The organism is Homoserinimonas sedimenticola, from assembly GCF_026094475.1.
GTDB classification, from domain to species: Bacteria; Actinomycetota; Actinomycetes; order Actinomycetales; family Microbacteriaceae; genus Homoserinimonas; species Homoserinimonas sedimenticola.
This window is the reverse complement of sequence record NZ_JAPELL010000001.1, coordinates 1271247-1290722: the sequence shown is the minus strand read 5'-3', so window position 1 is coordinate 1290722 and position 19476 is coordinate 1271247. Positions and strand designations below refer to the sequence as shown.

18 protein-coding genes are annotated in these 19476 nt (G+C 65.9%); all 18 read left to right on the top strand.

Going from position 1 to position 19476, the window contains the following annotated elements:
- The first annotated feature begins 39 nt into the window (after positions 1-39).
- The 18 genes from OH146_RS13715 to rpsJ all read left to right on the top strand — a co-directional run bounded on the left by OH146_RS13715 (position 40) and on the right by rpsJ (position 19471).
- The gene (locus OH146_RS13715; protein WP_279348689.1) at positions 40-2199 is read left to right on the top strand and encodes a type IV pilus twitching motility protein PilT; all 2160 of its coding nucleotides are present in this window, start codon (positions 40-42) and stop codon (positions 2197-2199) included.
- On the top strand, positions 2199-3431 hold the full coding sequence (locus OH146_RS06055; RefSeq protein WP_265158490.1) for a type II secretion system F family protein: 1233 nt from the start codon (positions 2199-2201) through the stop codon (positions 3429-3431). The genes OH146_RS13715 and OH146_RS06055 overlap by 1 nt, the downstream gene beginning before the upstream one ends.
- Positions 3432-3625: 194 nt before the next feature.
- The gene (locus OH146_RS13905) at positions 3626-4054 is read left to right on the top strand and encodes a type IV pilin protein (protein ID WP_308214942.1); all 429 of its coding nucleotides are present in this window, start codon (positions 3626-3628) and stop codon (positions 4052-4054) included.
- A gap of 92 nt (positions 4055-4146) precedes the next feature.
- A complete protein-coding gene (locus OH146_RS06045; RefSeq protein WP_265158488.1) occupies positions 4147-5544 on the top strand; it encodes a prepilin-type N-terminal cleavage/methylation domain-containing protein in 1398 nt (465 codons plus the stop codon).
- A 26-nt stretch (positions 5545-5570) separates the two neighbouring features.
- On the top strand, positions 5571-6257 hold the full coding sequence (locus tag OH146_RS06040; protein WP_265158485.1) for a PulJ/GspJ family protein: 687 nt from the start codon (positions 5571-5573) through the stop codon (positions 6255-6257).
- Positions 6258-8075, top strand: a complete 1818-nt coding sequence (locus OH146_RS06035; protein ID WP_265158483.1) for a hypothetical protein — start codon at positions 6258-6260, stop codon at positions 8073-8075.
- Entirely contained in the window at positions 8072-8929 is an 858-nt protein-coding gene (locus OH146_RS06030; RefSeq protein WP_265158481.1) for a prepilin peptidase, read from the top strand. The genes OH146_RS06035 and OH146_RS06030 overlap by 4 nt, the downstream gene beginning before the upstream one ends.
- A gap of 32 nt (positions 8930-8961) precedes the next feature.
- A complete protein-coding gene (gene pilM / locus OH146_RS06025; protein ID WP_265158479.1) occupies positions 8962-10005 on the top strand; it encodes a type IV pilus assembly protein PilM in 1044 nt (347 codons plus the stop codon).
- Entirely contained in the window at positions 10002-10721 is a 720-nt protein-coding gene (locus OH146_RS06020; RefSeq protein ID WP_265158477.1) for a hypothetical protein, read from the top strand. Before pilM ends, OH146_RS06020 begins: the two co-directional genes overlap by 4 nt.
- Positions 10718-11386 (top strand): hypothetical protein, encoded by a 669-nt coding sequence (locus OH146_RS06015; RefSeq protein ID WP_265158475.1) that lies wholly within the window; start codon positions 10718-10720, stop codon positions 11384-11386. Before OH146_RS06020 ends, OH146_RS06015 begins: the two co-directional genes overlap by 4 nt.
- 91 nt (positions 11387-11477) lie before the next feature.
- Positions 11478-12440, top strand: a complete 963-nt coding sequence (locus OH146_RS06010; RefSeq protein WP_265158473.1) for a hypothetical protein — start codon at positions 11478-11480, stop codon at positions 12438-12440.
- Between the two features lie 293 nt (positions 12441-12733).
- Positions 12734-13108, top strand: a complete 375-nt coding sequence (rpsL, locus tag OH146_RS06005; protein ID WP_027692591.1) for a 30S ribosomal protein S12 — start codon at positions 12734-12736, stop codon at positions 13106-13108.
- Positions 13108-13578 carry a 30S ribosomal protein S7 gene (rpsG, locus tag OH146_RS06000; protein ID WP_265158438.1) on the top strand — a complete coding sequence of 157 codons (471 nt, stop codon included), beginning with the start codon at positions 13108-13110 and terminating at the stop codon, positions 13576-13578. Before rpsL ends, rpsG begins: the two co-directional genes overlap by 1 nt.
- Before the next feature lie 126 nt (positions 13579-13704).
- Positions 13705-15819, top strand: a complete 2115-nt coding sequence (fusA, locus tag OH146_RS05995) for an elongation factor G (RefSeq protein ID WP_265158436.1) — start codon at positions 13705-13707, stop codon at positions 15817-15819.
- Positions 15820-15927: 108 nt separating this feature from the next.
- Entirely contained in the window at positions 15928-17121 is a 1194-nt protein-coding gene (gene tuf, locus OH146_RS05990; protein ID WP_265158434.1) for an elongation factor Tu, read from the top strand.
- Between the two features lie 160 nt (positions 17122-17281).
- Positions 17282-17755 (top strand): hypothetical protein, encoded by a 474-nt coding sequence (locus tag OH146_RS05985; protein WP_265158432.1) that lies wholly within the window; start codon positions 17282-17284, stop codon positions 17753-17755.
- A 45-nt stretch (positions 17756-17800) separates the two neighbouring features.
- Positions 17801-18763 carry a DNA topoisomerase IB gene (locus tag OH146_RS05980; protein WP_265158430.1) on the top strand — a complete coding sequence of 321 codons (963 nt, stop codon included), beginning with the start codon at positions 17801-17803 and terminating at the stop codon, positions 18761-18763.
- Between the two features lie 399 nt (positions 18764-19162).
- Entirely contained in the window at positions 19163-19471 is a 309-nt protein-coding gene (gene rpsJ, locus OH146_RS05975; protein ID WP_147720261.1) for a 30S ribosomal protein S10, read from the top strand.
- The last annotated feature ends 5 nt before the right edge of the window (positions 19472-19476 follow it).

Sequence of the window (19476 nt, the reverse complement as noted above, 5' to 3'; positions counted from 1 at the left end):
CGGCGGACGCGCCGGTGGCAGTGAGCAAGGGGGAAGCACATGAATGATCCGGTCTACGACCTTTCGGCGTCGATCGATGCGGCACCGAACGGGCAGGCCCCGGAGCAGGAGCCGATGTACGAGCCGCCGGGGTACCTGCCCTCGAGCTACCAGCCTGTTGAGGAGCAGGTGAACCTCGTGCCGCAGTTCGACTCGTCCGTGCCGCCCGCGCAGGCTTCCGCGCCCGCGGGAGCAGGTTCGGAGTCGATGGCGGACTTCCTGCAGAACCTGCCTGCGCCCACACAGGCGCCCGTGACACAGTCGGCTCCCGAGCCGGCGATGGCGGGAGCATCCGCCATGGCGGCGCCCTCGGCGGCGACACTCTCGAGCATGCCCGCGCCGTCGCCCGCGACCGCGGCACCCTCGGGTGCGGCGAGCGTGCCCGGCGCTGTCGCTAGCGCTCCGCCGCCCGCAGTGCCGGCCGCGACGGCCTCTGTGTCGTCTGCCGCAGCGGCGCCCTCCGCATCGGCACCCTCAGCCCCGGCGAGCTCAGCGGCGGCGCCCGCTCCGTCTGCGGCTCCCGCGCCTGGATCGCGCGCGGCGGCGCGTGCGGCGCAGCAGCCCGCCCCGGCGACCCCGCCTCAGGTGAGCGCATCCGCACCGCAGGGTGCACCCGCCCCGCAGAGCGCACCCGCCCCGCAGCCAAGCGCGTCGCCCGCAGCCTCCGCACCGTCGGCCGTCCCGACTACTCCGGCCGCAGCTTCGTCGGTGTCGGCCACCATGCCTCCGCCCGCGGCACCCGCCACGCACCCGCCCGCTTCGGCCCCGACTCCTCCGCCCGCGGCATCCGCCCCCTCGGAGGCGACCGTGCACACGCTGCCGGGTCCTGTCCCCGTCGTGCCGGCGGCGCCCAAGGCCCCAGTGGCGCAGCCCGAGGCCCCGAAGCAGCCCGAGGCGAAGCAGCCGGACGCAAAGCTGCCCGAGGCGAAGGCCGCGCCCGCCGTACCCGCACCGCAGCAGACGGAGGCCGCGGCATCCGTACCGGCCGGTTTCGGTTCGAAGCGCGACACCTCGCTCGACGCCGATCCCGATTTGGACGCGGCGCTGCAGCAGGTGCTGCTGACGAGCGGCTCCGACCTTCACATCTCAGCGGGCGCCCCGCCCATGATCCGTGTCGATGGCGCGCTCAAGCCGATCAAGGATGCCCCGGTCTGGAGCCGGGACAAGGTGACGTCGGCGCTGACGAGCATCCTCACACCCAAGCAGCGCGAGGCTTTCGAGGAGCACCTGGAGTTCGACTTCGCTTACACGCTGTCGGAGAACGCGCGATTCCGTGTGAACCTCTACCAGCAGCGGCACAACATGGGTGCGGCGTTCCGTCTCATCCCGACCGAGATCAAGCCGCTTTCGGCCCTCGGCGTGCCGGAGTCGATCGGCTCCTTCGCGAAGCTTGCGCGCGGACTTGTGCTCGTGACGGGTCCGACCGGTTCTGGAAAGTCGACGACGCTCGCCGCGCTCATCGACCTCGTCAATAAGACGCGCAGCGACCACATCATGACGGTCGAGGACCCCATCGAGTTCCTCCACGCCAACCAGAAGTCGCTCGTCAACCAGCGCGAGGTCGGTCACGACACCCATAGCTTCGCGGCCGCGCTCAAGCATGTGCTGCGTCAGGACCCGGATGTCATTCTGGTCGGCGAGCTCCGTGACCTCGAGACGATCTCGGTGGCCCTGACGGCAGCCGAGACCGGCCACCTCGTCTTCGCGACCCTTCACACCCAGGATGCGCCGCAGACGATCGACCGCATCATTGACGTCTACCCGCCGCACCAGCAGAACCAGGTGCGCGCTCAGCTGGCCGCGACCCTGCAGGGTGTCGTCTGTCAGACCCTCGTCAAGCGGGCGAGCGGCAAGGGCCGTGTCGTCGCGACCGAGGTGCTCATGGCGACCCACGCGGTCGCGAACCTCATCCGCGAGGGCAAGACCTACCAGGTGCACTCGGCCATGCAGGCGGGCCGCGAGGTCGGCATGCACACGATGGACCAGCACCTCGCCGACCTCGTCAACAGCGGACAGATCTCCTTCGAGTCGGCGGTCGAGAAGGCACACGACTACGAGACGCTCAAGCGCCTCGTCACCCGCGTGGACTCGACGGGTGCCCTCGGGGCGACCATGAGTGACGGCCTCAACTTCAGCGACGCCTACTCGGGTCAGCGCTGATGGCCACCGCGACGCGCGAGTTCGCGTACCGTGGCCGGGATGCTGCGGGCAAGGTCGTCAAGGGACGGCTCGAGGGTGCGTCAGAAGGCGCCGTAACCTCGAAGTTGCGAGCGATGAACGTCACCCCGCTCTCGATTGAGGAGGCCACGGGCGGCACGGGCCTGCAGAAGGAGCTCTCCATCCCGGGGATGGAGAAGGGCGTAGGTCTCAAGGATCTGGCAATCATGGCGCGCCAGATGGCGACCATGACCTCCTCGGGCCTCTCGCTCATCCGCACGCTCACGATCCTGTCGGAGCAGACGGAGAACAAGACACTCGGGCGCACGCTGGCGATCGTTCAATCGGATGTCGAGGCCGGTTTCGCGCTCTCGGCGGCAATGGCGAAGCATCCGAAACATTTCCCCCCGCTGCTGATCAATTTGGTGCGCGCGGGGGAGGCGGGCGGCTTCCTTGAGGACACGCTCGTATCGATCGCCGAGAACTACGAGAACGAGGTCAAGCTGCGGGCGACGATCAAGTCGGCGCTGACCTACCCCATCGCGGTGCTGTGCATCGCCTTCGTTGCGGTCATCGGCATGCTGATCTTCATCGTGCCGGTCTTCGAGACGATGTTCGCCGATCTCGGGGGCGACCTCCCGTTGCCCACCCAGTTCCTCGTGCTGCTCTCGAAGAACATGGTGTGGGCGGGCCCCCTGGGGCTTGTGCTGCTCGTGATCTTCGTGTTCTGGTGGCGCGCCAACAAGAACACCGAGAGGGTGCGCAACGTCGTCGACCCGCTGAAACTCAAGATCCCCGTCTTCGGGCCGCTCTTCGCCAAGGTCGCGATCGCGCGCTTCAGCCGCAACTTCGCAACGATGATGGGCGCGGGCGTGCCGATCCTGCAGTCCCTCAACATCGTGGGGGAGGCCTCGGGCAACGCTGTGATCGAGGGCGCGCTCAAGAAGGTCGCGGATTCGGTGCGCTCCGGCAAGTCGGTCGCCGGGCCGCTCGCCCTCGAGCCGGTGTTCCCGTCGATGGTGACCCAGATGATCGCTGTCGGCGAGGACTCCGGTGCGCTCGAGACGATGCTCAACAAGATCGCCGACTTCTACGACCAGGAGGTCGAGGCGACGGCGGAGCAGCTGACCGCGCTCATCGAGCCGCTCATGATCGGAATCATCGGCCTGGTCGTCGGCGGCATGATCGTGGCGTTGTACCTGCCGATCTTCAGCATCTTCGAGCAGATTCAGTAGGTGCTGCGAGCGGCAAATTGCCGCGCGGGCCTGTGCCCAAACTTGCACCCCTACAACTGGGGGCATGTTGCTGAGGATTTGCCCGTTCGGGGGTATTCCGGAGGGGTGCGGCATCCGCAAGAATTCTCTACAGGGGGTCTGAACTTTTTGGGGGGCCACCTGTCCGCAGTATCCACAGACAGGAAGAGATCATCATGATCACCACGATCAACAACGCAATCGCCAAGAAGCGCGAGGACGGCGAGAAGGGCTTCACCCTGATCGAGCTCCTCGTCGTCATCCTCATCATCGGCGTCCTCGCCGCGATCGCCATTCCGGCGTTCCTCAACCAGCGCCAGGGCGCATGGGCTTCGCAGGTCGAATCGGACCTCAAGAACGCGGCCATCGCCGCGGAGCAGTACGCAGTTGACCACAACGGCTCCTACGCCAGCATGCAGGTGTCGGGCGGCGCAGGAACCGACGATGACCTGACGGACTACGGCTTCAACCCCACGGACGACGTGACCATTACGATCACCGGCACGCCGGACGCCTCCGGCTACGCGCTCCAGGGCGTTCACGCTCAGCGCACGGGCGACACCTGGACCTACAACAGCACCGACGGCGTGATCGTCAGCCCGTAAGCTCGGGTAGCGCTTGATGCGGGCCGTCGCTTCGGCGGCGGCCCGCATTCGTGTCTTCGGGCAACACGAGATCCGCAACCGGGGGGTGAAGGATGATTAGGGCGATTCGCCAAAGACTTGACGCGCGAGCCGATGAGGGCTTCTCGCTCATTGAAGTCATCGTCGCGATGTTCATCTTCGGCCTCATTGCGACCGGCGTCATCTACTCGATGATGCAGGTCCTCGTGGTGACCCGCGACTCGCGCGCCCGTCAGGTCGCCGCGAACCTCGCCGCCCAGGAGATCGACTTCGTGCGGGACGTCGAGGACGTCTTCGCCGTCACGGACGCTCCCGGCGTGGGCGACCCGGCTCGCGAGGTGAGCCTCAACAGCGAGGTCTACACGATCACCCGCACGGCCGACTGGGTGACCAACCCCGAGGGGGAGCTGGAGACCTGCGGTGCCGGCGGAGGCACCCTCAAATACAAGTCGGTGACTGTCACGGTCGAGTGGGGCAGCGGCGACAATCGCCGAAGCGTCGAGTCGACGACGCTGCTCAACCCCAATGAGCGACTCAACGATCCGACACTTGGCACCATCATGGTCTCGGTCGCCGACCTCAACGGTGCGGGGATCGGCAGCATCGCGGTGAGCGCGCGAGCGAGCGGTTCGCCCTCCGGCACGCTCTACACGGGCACCACCGACTCCCAGGGCTGCGCCTACCTTCTGCGCATCCCGCCGGGAACCTACGACGTCGAAATCTCCACGGGCGGGGGCTACATCGATGTCAATCAGGACACGACGCCGAGCAAGAGCGCGTCGGTCATTGCAGGAGCCTCCGTCGCCTCGAGCTTCACGATTGCCGTCGCCGGTAACCTCGATGTCGACTTCGTGGCGGACGGCGTGGACGTGCCGTCGAGTGAGTTGCCCGCCAACATGCACGCGACGACGATCAGCACCTATGGTGTCGTGGCGGTTGAGAACAACGGCGCCTCGACAATGCCCGTCTACCCGTTTCCCGACGGCTACGCCGTCGTCGCTGGCGACACCACCCAGTGCGAAGCGATCGACCCACAGTGGTGGCCGGAGGATGCCGCCCACTCTGCCGGTGAGCGGCAGCCCGTCGTGACGGTTGCCCCCGGTGGCACTCAATCAATCGACATCCCCGTGCGCCGGGTGAGTCTGAGTGGGTTCGCGACATACTCGGGCAGCTGGTGGGGAGGTTCCTGGTCCAGCGGCGACCGTAATCGCTACATCACCGCGGTACCGGTCAACCCCGACGCCGAGTGCGCCGTCAACGGCTCCGGCACGCCGTACCTCAGCTATCGCTTCAACTCGCTCTCAAACTCGGCCAACTCGGCGACCATCGCCCTGCCCTATGGGGTGTGGCAGCTCTACACGGGTACGAGCGCGGGGTCGACCTCGACGCTCGTCACATCGAGCCGCATCACGGTGACGGGTGGCGACAGCCTGAGCGGCACCACGATCGTGCTCGACCCGAGGGCGCCGTGATGCTAGCGAGGATCAGGACGCGCCTCATGCGTGGCGGCTCCGGCGAGGCAGGCTTCAGTCTGCCTGAACTCATCGTCGCGATGTTCCTCTTCAGCATCGTCTCGACGCTCGCCGTCACTCTCGTGGTCACAGTGTCGCAGGCCTTCATGCGCGAGCGAGCCGCAACCGATAGCACGAATGTTGCGGCGGTAGGCATGAACGAGGTGACGCGCATCATCCGCGCCGGCACCCTCGTGCCCCAGGCCTCCGGCAATGACCTGCCGGTCTTCGCTGAGGCGAAGAAGGAGTCGGTGACGCTTCACGCCTACATCGATACGAGCTCCTCCACGCCGCGCCCCCTTCGTGTCCGTTTCGCGATCGACCCCGCGACGCGGGATCTCGTCGAGACCCGCTGGCTCTCGACCCCGCATCCCACCGTGCCCGGCGCCTGGGTGTTCAACAGCACGCCCGATTCGTCCCGCGTCATCGCCCGCAAGATCGTTGTCCCCGCTGGCGGTGAGGCGAGCCTGTTCACCTACTACCGGATCGTTGCGGGCGAACCGCAGGAGATTTCGATCGGTTCGGGAGGAGTGAGTAGTTCCCTCTTCGGCGAGATCGCGGTCGTCGAGGTGCGCATGAAGGTGCAGGCGGACATTACAGAGCGGGCCGATCCGGTCACGATCACAAACCGCGTGGGTCTTCCCAACCTCGGAATCTCCCGGCTGGAGCTGTAGATGCTGACACTACTGAGGGCTCGCCTGCGCGCGGGCGGCGACGACGGAATCGCGATGGTCATGGTCATCGGCATCAGCGCCGTACTCGCGCTGCTCATGGTGGCTGCCGTGTCCTTCGCCGTCGGCGGCTTGCAGAAGTCCGGCAACGATCGCGACTGGAACGCTGCCCTCGCTGCCGCATACGCGGGCATCGAGGAATACCAGAGCCGCCTTGCCGACGATCCCGACTACCTGCGCTATGGGAACCCCGCGTCGGAATTCAGCAATCCGGACGGCGGTGCAGCCGGGGTCGAACTGCCACCCGCAGGCCAGGAGAACCCCGCATTCGGGCTTGGCGCAACGGGAACCTGGGCGACCGTAGCCGGCAGCGATGGTGAGGCGCAGTTCCGTTACGAAGTCAGCAACGAGGTCTACGGCACGACGGGAATCATCAAGGTCCGCGTGACGGGCAAGGTGGGCGATTCGACCCGGTCCCTCGTCGCCGACCTCAAGCAGACGGGCTTCATCGATTTCCTCTACTTCACCGACTATGAGATCGGCGACCCCGAGGTCACCAACCGGCCCTCCTGCAACGTAATCCACGGCTGGGAGGAGACGTCGTGGAACGACCGCGATGACTGCTCCCTCATCCGCTTCGCCGACGGGGACGTCATCGACGGTCCGCTGCACACGAACGACACGATCCGCACCTGTGGCGCGACCTTCAAGGGCAAGGTGACCACCGCGGATCCCACCGCCAACTACGACTTCCTCGGCTACGGTGACTGTGCGAGCGCGCCCGTGTGGGAGCAGGGCCCGCCGGTGACGGATGCGAGCATCGAGATGCCCGACACCAATAAGGATCTTGCACGGCAAACGCGCACCGACCTGGCCTCCGAGGGGGTCGTGACGCCGGGCTGCCTCTACACTGGCCCGACCGAGATAACCCTCAACTCGGACGGCACCATGACGGTGAAGTCGCCGTGGACCAAGTACACGAATGCTCAGGGTGAAGACCTCTCCGTCGGGGTCACCAACAACGCGTGCGGCACCATCTCCGCCCTCCGCTCGAGTGGAGGGGCGACCGTCGCCGTGCCCGAGAACAACGTGATCTACGTGCAGAACATCCCCACCTCGGGTGCGAACGGCTCGAGCACGTCGGCGACGACCTACAACAGCTCGCAGTGTAGGCAGTACGCGAGCTCCGGCAACGGCGCTCGCATCTCGACCAACGCTGTCGGGTACCCCAAGCACAGCAACGAGCGAGTGCCCGATTCGGGAACGGGCGCGGATGCCTCCTATGGATGCCGCAACGGCGACGTCTTCATCTCGGGCGAACTGAGCGGCACCACGCTGACGGTGGGAGCGGAGAACTACATCTACGTAGTGGGTGATATCAGATACGACGACGCAGACAATGACATGCTTGGACTCATCGGGCGCAACGCCGTCTGGGTGTGGAATCCGATGAGCTGTAGCAGCGACTGTAGCAACATAGGCAACTACAACGCTCTCCTGACGGGGGCGAGCGTGGTCGACCGCATCGACGCCGCTATCCTCTCGCTCGAACACACGTTCATGGTGCAGAACTATGAGAAGGACCCTGGCATCAGGGGCACGCTGACCGTCAACGGCGCAATCGCGCAGAAGTTCCGCGGCGCCGTCGGCGCGTCCTACTCCAACGGCTGGGAGACGGGCTACCTCAAGAACTACGTCTACGATGACCGCTTCAAGTACAAGGCACCGCCCAAGTTCCTCTCGCCCGTAACCTCGACGTATGGCGTCAATATCTGGATCGAGATCAGTCCCGTCTTCAGTGCCGATGGCACCTATCGATGACAGCACTCGCGCTGGCCGCTGACCCCGTGGTAGCGGCCACCATCATCGTGCTCGCGGGCGTGCTCGGGCTCCTGATTGGCTCCTTCCTCAACGTCGTTGTGTGGCGCCTTCCGCGCAAGGAGTCGCTCAGCCACCCCGGCAGCGCCTGCCCGAAGTGCGGCCACCCAATCCGCTGGTACGACAATCTGCCCGTGATCTCCTGGCTGGCCCTCCGCGGACGGTGCCGGGACTGTGGCGAGCCCATTTCGCCTCGGTATCCGCTGGTCGAGGCGCTGACGGGCCTCTTCTTCGCTGGAGTGACGGCGTGGGTGCTGAGCCCCATCGGTCCCGTGCCGCCGCATGCACTACCTGCACAGCTCGCGACGCTCGCGGCGTTCCTCTACCTCGCGGCGATTTCGGTCGCCCTCACCCTCATCGACCTCGACACGCACACCCTCCCCAATCGACTGGTGCTGCCTGCCTACGTCGTCGGCGCGGTGCTCCTCTTCATCGCCTCTGTGTTCGCGGGTGACTGGGCCGCACTCCTGCGTGCCGCGATCGGGATGGCGGCCATGTTCGCCGCCTACCTCGTGATGGCGCTCGCCTACCCCGGCGGCATGGGCCTCGGAGACGTCAAGCTCGCGGGTGTGCTGGGCCTCTACCTCGCCTGGATCGGGTGGGGCGCCCTGCTCGTGGGAGCCTTCGCGGCCTTCGTTCTGGGGGGTCTCTTTTCGATAGTTCTACTTGCGCTTCGCAGGGTGAACCGCAAGAGTGGAATTCCATTCGGGCCCTGGATGCTGGGGGGCGCCTGGGTGGGGATCTTCATGGGGGAGATCCTGTGGCAGTCGTATCTGTCGCTTTTCGGCCTCGCGTGAGCGCGGGGCAGGTATTGGGGGAAGGCTGAACTATGGCCAAACGAATTGTCGGAGTGGACATCGGCAACGATGCGATCCGCGCCGTCGAGGTGCTCGATCCTGCGGGAGCGCGCCCCACAATCGAGCGCTTCCACGAGGTCGCGCTCCCCGAGGGTGCCGCCAAGAGCGGCGATGTCCTCGAGGTGCACACGGTCTCCGCCAGCCTCAAGCGACTGTGGAGCGAGGGCGGCTTCAAGAGCAAGTCGGTCGCCCTCGGCATGGGAAACCAGCGTGTGCTCGCCCGAGACCTCACGGTTCCTCGGATGCCGCTTGCGCGCATCCGTGAGTCCCTGCCGTTCCAGGTGCAGGAGATGCTTCCCGTGCCTGTCGCGGATGCCTTGCTCGACTTCTACCCCGTCTCTGAGGCAGATAGCGAGAACGGCCCCGTCATTCACGGCCTTCTGGTCGCCGCCATCAAGGAGGCGGTCATGGCCAACGTCAACGCCGTCGAACTCGCGGGCCTCGCCCCGGTCGAGGTGGACCTCATTCCGTTCGCCCTGACGCGCGTCCACGTGCGCGGCGAGAACGCCCAGGGCACGACCGCCCTCGTCGACATCGGGGCGACGACGACCAACGTCGTCATCGTGACCAACGGCATCCCGCAGTTCGTGCGCATCATCCCCGCCGGCGGCGACGACATCACGAACGCCCTCGTCGAGCGGCTCGATATGACGCGCGACCTCGCAGAGCAGGTCAAGCGAGGGCTAGGCATCATCACGGCGGGTGCCGCCCCTGAGCATCGCCCCGCAATCGAGGTCATCTATGAGTCCACGGGTCAGCTGCTCAACGGCCTGCGCAACACGCTCAACTACTTCGTGAACTCCCACCCCAATGACCCGATCGTGCGCATCGTGCTCACGGGAGGAGCCTCCCGCCTTCCGGGCTTCGCATCGGCGCTCTTCGAGCTGACGCGCGTCTCGGTCGTCGCCCACGACTCCTTCAGCAGCGTAAAGGTCGCGAAGACGGCTGAATCGGGCATTGGTAACTCCGACAGCTACTCCGTGGCTCTCGGTCTCGCCCTGGGGAGCAAGGCATGAGCGCAAAGGACAACGTCGTGACCGTCGGCGGAGAGCCGCGCATCGACTTCCTGCCGCCCGAGATCCGGCAGAAGAAGCAGACCCGACGCACGATCCGTGGGCTCGTCATGCTCGTCATCGTGGTGATCGCGGTGTGTGTGGCTGGTTACGCGGCTACCACCACTCTCGCGATCGCGAGCCAGGTGAACCTCGACATCGAGCGTGACCGTACGACGGAACTTCTCCGCCAGCAGTCCGAGTACTCCGAGGCGCGTTCGGTTTCGGCGACAGTCGAGGCGGCTAAGGATGCTCGGCTCGTGGCCTCGGCCCCAGAGGTGCTCTGGGTGCCGTACCTCGCGGCCGTCGTCCAGACTCTGCCCGGCGACGGCGTCATCACCAATGTGTCGATCGATTCGGTCACGGCCATTGAGGCTCCTCCCGTCCCGAAGGAGGGTGTCGAGGCACCGCGCACGGGAACCATCGTCCTTACCGGCAACTTCGCCTCCCTCTCCGACATCGCGGCCTGGCTCGAGAACGTTGAGTCGCTCCGCGGGTTCGCGGGTTACACCATCAGTCAGGCCCAGCTCGATGAGGCGGCACGCTACACGATTGAGCTTTCGCTGCACCTCGACGAGGGTGCGAGCGAGCTCCTGTACTTCGAGAGCTCGGCAGGCGAAGGCGAGTCAGGCGAGGGTGAATCAGCCGACGGTGAGTCCGGCGAGGAGGTCCAGCAGTGAACAACACAAGTGCTCGACTCGGCATGCTCGTCGCTGTCGTCGTTATCGTCGCCCTTCTAGCCGGCACCTGGTTTGTGGGGATTGGCCCCCGCCTTTCGGAGGCTGCGGCCGCGGACGCGGAGCGCGAGTCTGTCGAGACGCTCAACGCAGGTCATGAGGCGACGCTGAAGCGGCTGGAGGAGCTTGACGCGGAGCTTCCGGCCCTGCTCGAGGAGCTTGACGAGCTGCGCGCGGCGTTCCCCGCAGACAGCGGCTTCCCGGACTACTTCCGCGAGGTCGAGGCGGTGGCTGCAGCAGCGGGTGTGACGGCTCGAGTCGTCGGCTTCGAGGGACCGGAGCTGTACGTCCCCTCCGAGGCGCAGACCGACAACGCGGAGCTTCAAGCCGCACTCGGCAGCGTCTCACCGGACAACTTCCTGACGCTCTCAGTGACGCTTGAGATCGAGGGCGCCCACGCGGGCGTGCTTGACGCGATCTCGAGGCTGCAGGCGACGCAGCGTTACGTCCTGATCCACGATGTGGCTCTCCCGGACGGCCTCCTTGCTGCGGATGCCCCCTCGACAGCTACTCTCACGGGTCAGCTGTTCATCCTCCGCGACGCATCCGCGGTGGTGCCGTCGCCCGAGTCGGAGCAGGTTCCGGGGGAGACGGTCAGCGCCAACTGATCGGCACGCCGCCTGTCCCGCATTCGGGGGCGTTGCTAGCATGGGCCACGCGCCGGGCGTTCGCCACGGCGAGCCGACGGTGAGGAGTCCCATGAGCAACGTCCCCGACGACAAGCGACCCACATCGGATGTCGCAGATCAGCTTGCGGGTGCCCCTGAGACGGGCGTGGAGACCTCCGCGACGGATGCTCCCACTCCCGCTGACGCGGACTCGGGCCTCACGGAGGAGCCGGCGGAACCTGCACCGCGCGCCGAGCCAGAGCCCCTCGTCGAACCGGAACCCCTCGTCGAACCGCCGGCGTCCGCGCCTGCCAGTGACGATGCCGAGGCCCCCCGGCACGAGCCCACGGCGGCGGCCGAGGCGGCGCCGCTGCCACACGGCATCGCGGGGACGGCCGCGGACGAGAGTGCCGCGCCCGCGGCATCCGCACCGGCGGCATCCGCCCACCCGGTCGCAGACCCCGTTGTCGCCGGCTCGTCCCCGGCGCCCTCACCGCAGACCGTATACGTGACAGCGCCCACTCCGCCCAAGAAGCGCGGCAACCGCGGTCTCGGCATCGTGTTCGCCGTGCTCGGGGCGATCGCATTCGGCCTGCTCTACAGCCTCATCACCGCGCTGGTCTACGTCGGCGCCGGCCAGTCCTTCGACCTCGCGCGCTTCTTTGGTTCCAGCGGGTTCCTTGTGCCCACGATCGTCTTCGCCGTCGTCTTCGTGATCGCCGTCCTCATCATCAACCGCGCCGGCTGGTGGGCCTGGGTGCTGGGCAGTCTTGCGGTCGCAGCCGCGACCTACTTCGCCTCAAGCGGCATCATCCTCCTGCTCGAGAACGTGGTCGCGATGACCCCTGCGCAGGCGCAGGAGACGTGGATCCGTGTCGTGCTCAGCGCGCCCATGGTCATCGCGGCGATCGTCGCGCGCGAGGTCGCCGTCTGGTTCGGGCTGGCGATCGCCGCGCGGGGCAAGAAGGTGAAGGCGCGCAACGCGGAGGCGCAGGCGGCATATGAGCGGGAGCTCGCCGAGAACCGCGCCCGCTACAGCGCTACCGCCATTTGACCGCATAACTACCGGCGACTATCCTTTTATAGGTGTGCGCTTTGCTGTGCGCGCCCGCATGTCGTCTCGGCGACGGGGGTTCGCAGGTACTGCCACCAACCGGAATCGAGTTTCGGATGCGGCCTCACGGTCGCGCCGGGCTCCCACGGCATACCCACCACTTTATGAATGCAGGGTTCGTCCTGTCTTCTCGGGTGGGTCACGCAAGCATCACGGCTTTTCCCGGACTTCGGGAGAGCGGGGGATGCGTCAAGCAACAACTGTCACCGTGCAGGATATCCAAGGAGTAAGCAGTGCCAACTATTCAGCAGTTGGTCCGCAAGGGTCGCTCGCCGAAGGTCGTCAAGACCAAGGCTCCCGCCCTTAAGGCCAACCCCCAGCAGCGCGGCGTGTGCACGCGTGTGTACACCACGACCCCGAAGAAGCCGAACTCGGCGCTTCGCAAGGTCGCCCGAGTCAAGCTCTCCAACGGCACCGAGGTCACCGCGTACATCCCCGGTGAGGGCCACAACCTGCAGGAGCACTCGATGGTGCTCGTGCGTGGTGGTCGTGTGAAGGACCTCCCCGGTGTTCGCTACAAGATCGTTCGCGGCGCCCTCGACACGCAGGCCGTCAAGAACCGCAAGCAGGCTCGCAGCCGCTACGGCGCGAAGATGGAGAAGAAGTAATGCCTCGCAAGGGTCCCGCTCCTAAGCGTCCCGTCGCGATCGACCCCGTCTACGGCGCTCCGATCGTCAGCCAGCTCGTCAACAAGATCCTCCTCGACGGCAAGAAGTCTCTCGCCGAGCGCATCGTCTACGACGCGCTCGCGGCGGTCGAGGCCAAGAGCGGTCAGGATGCGGTCACGACTCTCAAGAAGGCCCTCGACAATGTGCGCCCCACCCTTGAGGTCAAGAGCCGCCGCGTCGGTGGTTCCACCTACCAGGTGCCCGTCGAGGTCAAGCCGCACCGCGCGAACACGCTCGCGCTCCGCTGGCTCACGACCTACGCCAAGGGCCGCCGTGAGAAGACGATGACCGAGCGCCTCACCAACGAGATCCTCGACGCGTCGAACGGTCTCGGTGCCGCGGTCAAGCGCCGTGAGGACACTCACAAGATGGCCGAGGCCAACAAGGCGTTCTCGCACTACCGCTGGTAAGAAACTCTGCGGATTGAGTAGGCGCGCCAGCGCCGTGTCGAAATCGCTCACAGGGTTTCAATACGGCCGCGGGCGGCCTACTCAACCCGTACTCACCCTTTCATCCCCAATTTTCGGAGGACCACTGTGGCACAGGAAGTGCTCACCGACCTGAAGAAGGTCCGCAACATCGGCATCATGGCTCACATCGATGCCGGCAAGACCACGACCACTGAGCGCATCCTGTTCTACACGGGCGTCAACCACAAGATCGGTGAGACCCACGACGGTGCCTCGACGACCGACTGGATGGAGCAGGAGCAGGAGCGTGGCATCACGATCACGTCCGCTGCTGTGACGTGCTTCTGGAACAAGAACCAGATCAACATCATCGACACCCCCGGCCACGTGGACTTCACGGTCGAGGTCGAGCGTTCGCTTCGCGTGCTCGACGGCGCCGTCGCCGTCTTCGACGGCAAGGAGGGCGTCGAGCCCCAGTCCGAGACGGTGTGGCGCCAGGCCGACAAGTACGACGTGCCGCGCATCTGCTTCGTCAACAAGATGGACAAGATGGGCGCCGACTTCTACTTCACGGTCGACACGATCGTCAAGCGTCTCGGTGCCAAGCCCCTCGTCATGCAGCTCCCCATCGGCTCCGAGAGCGACTTCATCGGTGTCGTGGACCTCGTCGAGATGAAGGCTCTCGTGTGGCCCGGCGACGCCAAGGGCGACGTGACCATGGGCGCCAAGTACGAGACCCGTGAGATCCCCGAGGAGCTCAAGGAGAAGGCCGACGAGTACCGCACCGCGCTGCTCGAGGCCGTCGCCGAGACCTCCGACGAGCTCATGGAGAAGTACTTCGGTGGCGAGGAGCTGACGGTCGACGAGATCAAGGCCGCCATCCGCAAGCTCACGGTCAACAGCGAGATCTACCCGGTCTTCTGTGGCTCGGCATTCAAGAACCGCGGCGTGCAGCCCATGCTTGACGCCGTCATCGACTACCTCCCGTCGCCGGTCGACGTTCCTCCCATGGAGGCGCACGACCCGCGCGATGAGGAGAACATCATCATCCGCAAGCCGTCGTCTGACGAGCCCTTCGCGGCTCTCGCGTTCAAGATCGCGGTGCACCCCTTCTTCGGTCGCCTCACGTACATCCGCGTGTACTCGGGCACCATCGAGGGTGGCTCCGCCGTGGCCAACTCCACCAAGGGCAAGAAGGAGCGCATCGGAAAGATCTTCCAGATGCACGCCAACAAGGAGATGCCCGTCGAGCGCGTGCAGGCAGGCCACATCTACGCCGTCATCGGCCTCAAGGACACGACGACGGGTGACACGCTCTGTGACCCGAACCAGCAGGTCGTCCTCGAATCGATGACGTTCCCCGAGCCGGTCATCGAGGTGGCAATCGAGCCCAAGACCAAGGCGGACCAGGAGAAGCTGGGCACGGCCATCCAGAAGCTCGCGGAAGAGGACCCGACGTTCCGCGTCGAGCTCAACCACGAGACCGGCCAGACCGTCATCAAGGGCATGGGCGAGCTTCACCTCGACATCCTCGTCGACCGCATGAAGCGCGAGTTCAAGGTCGAGGCCAACGTGGGCAAGCCCCAGGTGGCCTACCGCGAGACGATCCGTCGCACGGTCGAGAAGCACGACTACACCCACAAGAAGCAGACCGGTGGTTCCGGTCAGTTCGCGAAGGTGCAGATCGCGCTCGAGCCGCTCGAGGTCACCCCGGAGACGTCCTACGAGTTCGAGGACAAGGTCACCGGCGGTCGCGTTCCGCGCGAGTACATCCCGTCGGTCGACGCGGGTATCCAGGATGCGATGCAGACGGGTATCCTCGCGGGCTTCCCGACGGTGGGCGTCAAGGCGACGCTCCTCGATGGGGCCTACCACGACGTCGACTCCTCGGAGATGGCGTTCAAGATCGCGGGCTCGATGGCCTACAAGGAGGCCGCGCGCAAGGCGAACCCGGTGCTGCTCGAGCCGCTCATGGCGGTCGAGGTGCGTACGCCCGAGGAGTACATGGGCGATGTCATCGGTGACCTCAACTCTCGTCGTGGGCAGATCCAGTCCATGGAGGACGCGACGGGTGTCAAGGTCGTCTCGGCCAAGGTTCCGCTGTCAGAGATGTTCGGGTATGTTGGCGACCTGAGGTCCAAGACCTCCGGCCGTGCGGTGTACTCGATGTCCTTCGACAGCTACGCGGAGGTCCCGAAGGCTGTTGCCGACGAGATCGTCCAGAAGAACAAGGGCGAATAGCCCCAGTTCGCAGGGGCCTCCCGCCCCGACTAACATAGATAAACACTCCACCCAGCAGCACATCCGATCATTTCGGATGTCTGCACCATTGTCCTGAGGAGGACCATAGTGGCTAAGGCCAAGTTCGAGCGGACCAAGCCGCACGTCAACATCGGAACGATCGGTCACGTCGACCACGGAAAGACGACGCTCACGGCGGCGATCTCCAAGGTGCTTGCAGACAAGTACCCGTCGGCGACGAACGTGCAGCGCGACTTCGGATCGATTGACTCGGCTCCTGAAGAGCGTCAGCGCGGCATCACGATCAACATCTCGCACGTCGAGTACGAGACGCCCAAGCGCCACTACGCGCACGTTGACGCCCCCGGTCACGCCGACTACATCAAGAACATGATCACGGGTGCTGCGCAGATGGACGGCGCGATCCTCGTGGTCGCGGCGACCGACGGCCCCATGGCCCAGACGCGTGAGCACGTGCTGCTCGCCCGTCAGGTCGGTGTCCCCTACCTGCTCGTCGCGCTCAACAAGTCCGACATGGTCGAGGACGAGGAGATCCTGGAGCTCGTCGAGCTCGAGGTTCGCGAGCTGCTCTCGAGCCAGGACTTCGACGGCGACAACGCTCCCGTCGTGCGCGTTTCGGGCCTCAAGGCCCTTGAGGGTGACGAGAAGTGGACGCAGTCCATCCTCGACCTCATGGACGCCGTCGACGAGAACGTGCCCGACCCGGTGCGCGACAAGGACAAGCCCTTCCTCATGCCCATCGAGGACGTCTTCACGATCACCGGTCGTGGAACCGTCGTCACGGGCCGTGCCGAGCGTGGCACGCTCGCGATCAACTCCGAGGTCGAGATCGTCGGCATCCGCCCGACGCAGAAGACCACGGTCACGGGTATCGAGATGTTCCACAAGCAGCTCGACGAGGCCTGGGCCGGCGAGAACTGTGGTCTGCTCCTCCGCGGCACGAAGCGCGAGGACGTCGAGCGCGGTCAGGTCGTCGTGAAGCCGGGTTCGGTCACGCCGCACACGAACTTCGAGGGCACCGCCTACATCCTTTCCAAGGATGAGGGTGGCCGTCACAACCCGTTCTACGCGAACTACCGTCCGCAGTTCTACTTCCGCACCACGGACGTCACCGGCGTCATCACGCTGCCCGAGGGCACCGAGATGGTCATGCCCGGCGACACCACCGAAATGACGGTCGAGCTCATCCAACCGATCGCCATGGAGGAGGGCCTCGGCTTCGCCATCCGTGAGGGTGGTCGCACCGTCGGCGCCGGCAAGGTGACGAAGATCATCAAGTAACTTCGGTTGCTCCTGGAGGGGCCCGCGACTTCGGTCGCGGGCCCCTTCGCTTTTTGCGCCCCGTCTACCCCCGCTTGCGGGCTGCCTGCTGGCCTCCGCTCTGGGCTAGCCTGAACGCCGCACGCTAGCGCTGGCGATGCGTGTCGGCGAGGAGGCCCCGATGAGCGCAACGATGACGCACGCGAGCGTCCCCTCTGCGCAGCCATCGCCGCGGCGCGCTGCCGCGGGCGCGGTCGTGATGATCGCGGCGACGCTCGTCCTCGCGACCCTTGGGGCAGGGGGCCTCCAGCTCCTCGACGGGGGCGATCTCACGCAGGCCTTCCTCGAGCGCGGGCCGCGGCTCCTCGTCAGCACGCTGTGGTTTATGGTGCCGCCGTGGGCGATCCTCGTCGTGGTCGTGTCGATCCGCTGGCGGCGCTTCCGCGGGTTGCGGATGCTCGCGCTCCAGGCCGGTGTGGCAGTCGGGTGTGCCCTGCTCGCGACGGCGGCGTGGTTCGTCGTGGCGATGGTCGAGGGCGGCTGGGCCCTCCTCCTGGTGGCGATCTCGATCGTGACATCCGGCATCTTCGCCATTTCCGCCATCCTCGCGGCCACGCTGGTGCAGTTCTGGCTATTCCGTTCTCCCTCCGCGTAGCGCCTTCCTCTGTGCATGACGTGATGCCGGGCATAGGTTCGAGCCATGCCCCGACTCCGGCGTTCCAAGACTGCTGCCCCCGGCATTACTCGCCGCCGGGCGGGCCGGGGCTTCTCCTATCGTGCCCCTGACGGTTCGCCGGTCGATGCGGCGACGCGGGAGCGAATCGCATCCCTCGCGATCCCGCCCGCGTGGACGGATGTCTGGATCTGCACTTTCGACAATGGGCATATCCAGGCGACGGGGGTGGATGCTGCGGGTCGACGCCAATACCTCTACCACCCGGCGTGGCGGGAGCAGAAGGATCGGGTCAAGTTCGACCGCGCGCTCGAGCTGGCGGCGACCCTCTCGTCGGCGCGGCGGCAGGTGACGATTGACCTGCGGGGCGACGGGCTGTCGAAGCAGCGCGTGCTCGCGGGGGCCTTCCGGATGCTCGACCGGGGGAGCCTGCGCGTCGGCTCCGAGCAGTATGCCGAGACGAACGGCAGTCACGGCCTTTCGACCCTGCTCTGCAGGCATGCGCGGATCCGCGACGATGAGGTGACGCTCGAGTTTCCCGCGAAGGGCGGTATCGAATGGTCGTCGAGTTTTCAGGATCCGGATCTTGCCCGTCTGCTGCGCTCTCTGAAGCGGCGCGGGGGAGACGAGCGCCTGCTTGCCTGGCGCGACGGCGACGCGTGGCACACCCTGTCGGCTGAGGAGATCAATGAGGACCTGCGTCGGCGCACGGGCGGCGACTTCACCGCCAAGGATTTCCGCACGCTGCACGGCACGGTTGCCGCGGCCGTGAGCCTCGCCAAGTCCGGCCCGCAGTCATCCGCGCGGGCGCGCGCGCGGGCTGTCAAACAGGCCGCGGATGCTGCGGCCGAGGTCCTGGGGAATACTCCGGCGATCGCGCGCACGAGCTACATCGACCCTCGCGTCATCGACCGCTTCGAGCGCGGGTCGACGATCGATCCGGGGCGCCTGAACGCGGCTGAATCGGAGCTCCTGGACCTGCTTTCCTGAGCATCCGCAGTGGACTGCCGAAGCGCGACACGCCCGGGTTGCAGCACCGTGCCCGATGTGGCAAACTCTTCTAGTTCAACATTTCCGCCCGGTGCACGATCGACCGGGGCTGGGATCACTGCCAGGCAGTGCATAGATTTGACGCCGGGGCCGGGTTCGCTGATGCGAGCGGCCAGGGTGAGCATCTAGGCCGCGGGTAGCAGGACAAAGCTTAATCGACACTCGAAAGACACCCGGATAGCCGTGTGCCTGTGACGGCGGATGCCGGAGCGCGTGAGTCGAGACGGTGTCGGGCCACAGGGCCTGGCGTTTGACATGAAAACAGTGGTGCGACAGCAGAAGTGCTCCGCAGCGTGTGCGTGAAACTGCGCACTTGGTACTAAAGAGAGAGAGTCAGACATGGCGGGACAGAAGATCCGCATCCGACTTAAGTCGTATGACCACGAGGTCATCGACAGCTCGGCGCGCAAGATCGTCGACACGGTGACCCGTGCAGGCGCGACGGTGGTTGGTCCGGTGCCCCTTCCGACTGAGAAGAACGTGGTCGTCGTGATCCGCTCTCCTCACAAGTACAAGGATGCTCGCGAGCACTTCGAGAAGCGCACTCACAAGCGCCTGATCGACATCATTGACCCGACTCCGAAGGCCGTCGACTCGCTCATGCGTCTCGACCTGCCGGCCGACGTCAACATCGAGATCAAGCTGTAAGGATC

What these genes read in the sequence shown, in the direction of transcription:
- OH146_RS05980 (WP_265158430.1), top strand. Translation starts at nt 17,801, where the DNA reads ATGCCCCGACTCCGGCGTTCCAAGACTGCTGCCCCCGGCATTACTCGC.
- OH146_RS13715 (WP_279348689.1), top strand. Translation starts at nt 40, where the DNA reads ATGAATGATCCGGTCTACGACCTTTCGGCGTCGATCGATGCGGCACCG.
- OH146_RS05985 (WP_265158432.1), top strand. Translation starts at nt 17,282, where the DNA reads ATGAGCGCAACGATGACGCACGCGAGCGTCCCCTCTGCGCAGCCATCG.
- OH146_RS06020 (WP_265158477.1), top strand. Translation starts at nt 10,002, where the DNA reads ATGAGCGCAAAGGACAACGTCGTGACCGTCGGCGGAGAGCCGCGCATC.
- OH146_RS13905 (WP_308214942.1), top strand. Translation starts at nt 3,626, where the DNA reads ATGATCACCACGATCAACAACGCAATCGCCAAGAAGCGCGAGGACGGC.
- OH146_RS06030 (WP_265158481.1), top strand. Translation starts at nt 8,072, where the DNA reads ATGACAGCACTCGCGCTGGCCGCTGACCCCGTGGTAGCGGCCACCATC.
- OH146_RS06045 (WP_265158488.1), top strand. Translation starts at nt 4,147, where the DNA reads ATGATTAGGGCGATTCGCCAAAGACTTGACGCGCGAGCCGATGAGGGC.
- rpsJ (WP_147720261.1), top strand. Translation starts at nt 19,163, where the DNA reads ATGGCGGGACAGAAGATCCGCATCCGACTTAAGTCGTATGACCACGAG.
- OH146_RS06035 (WP_265158483.1), top strand. Translation starts at nt 6,258, where the DNA reads ATGCTGACACTACTGAGGGCTCGCCTGCGCGCGGGCGGCGACGACGGA.
- OH146_RS06055 (WP_265158490.1), top strand. Translation starts at nt 2,199, where the DNA reads ATGGCCACCGCGACGCGCGAGTTCGCGTACCGTGGCCGGGATGCTGCG.
- OH146_RS06040 (WP_265158485.1), top strand. Translation starts at nt 5,571, where the DNA reads ATGCGTGGCGGCTCCGGCGAGGCAGGCTTCAGTCTGCCTGAACTCATC.
- OH146_RS06010 (WP_265158473.1), top strand. Translation starts at nt 11,478, where the DNA reads ATGAGCAACGTCCCCGACGACAAGCGACCCACATCGGATGTCGCAGAT.
- pilM (WP_265158479.1), top strand. Translation starts at nt 8,962, where the DNA reads ATGGCCAAACGAATTGTCGGAGTGGACATCGGCAACGATGCGATCCGC.
- rpsG (WP_265158438.1), top strand. Translation starts at nt 13,108, where the DNA reads ATGCCTCGCAAGGGTCCCGCTCCTAAGCGTCCCGTCGCGATCGACCCC.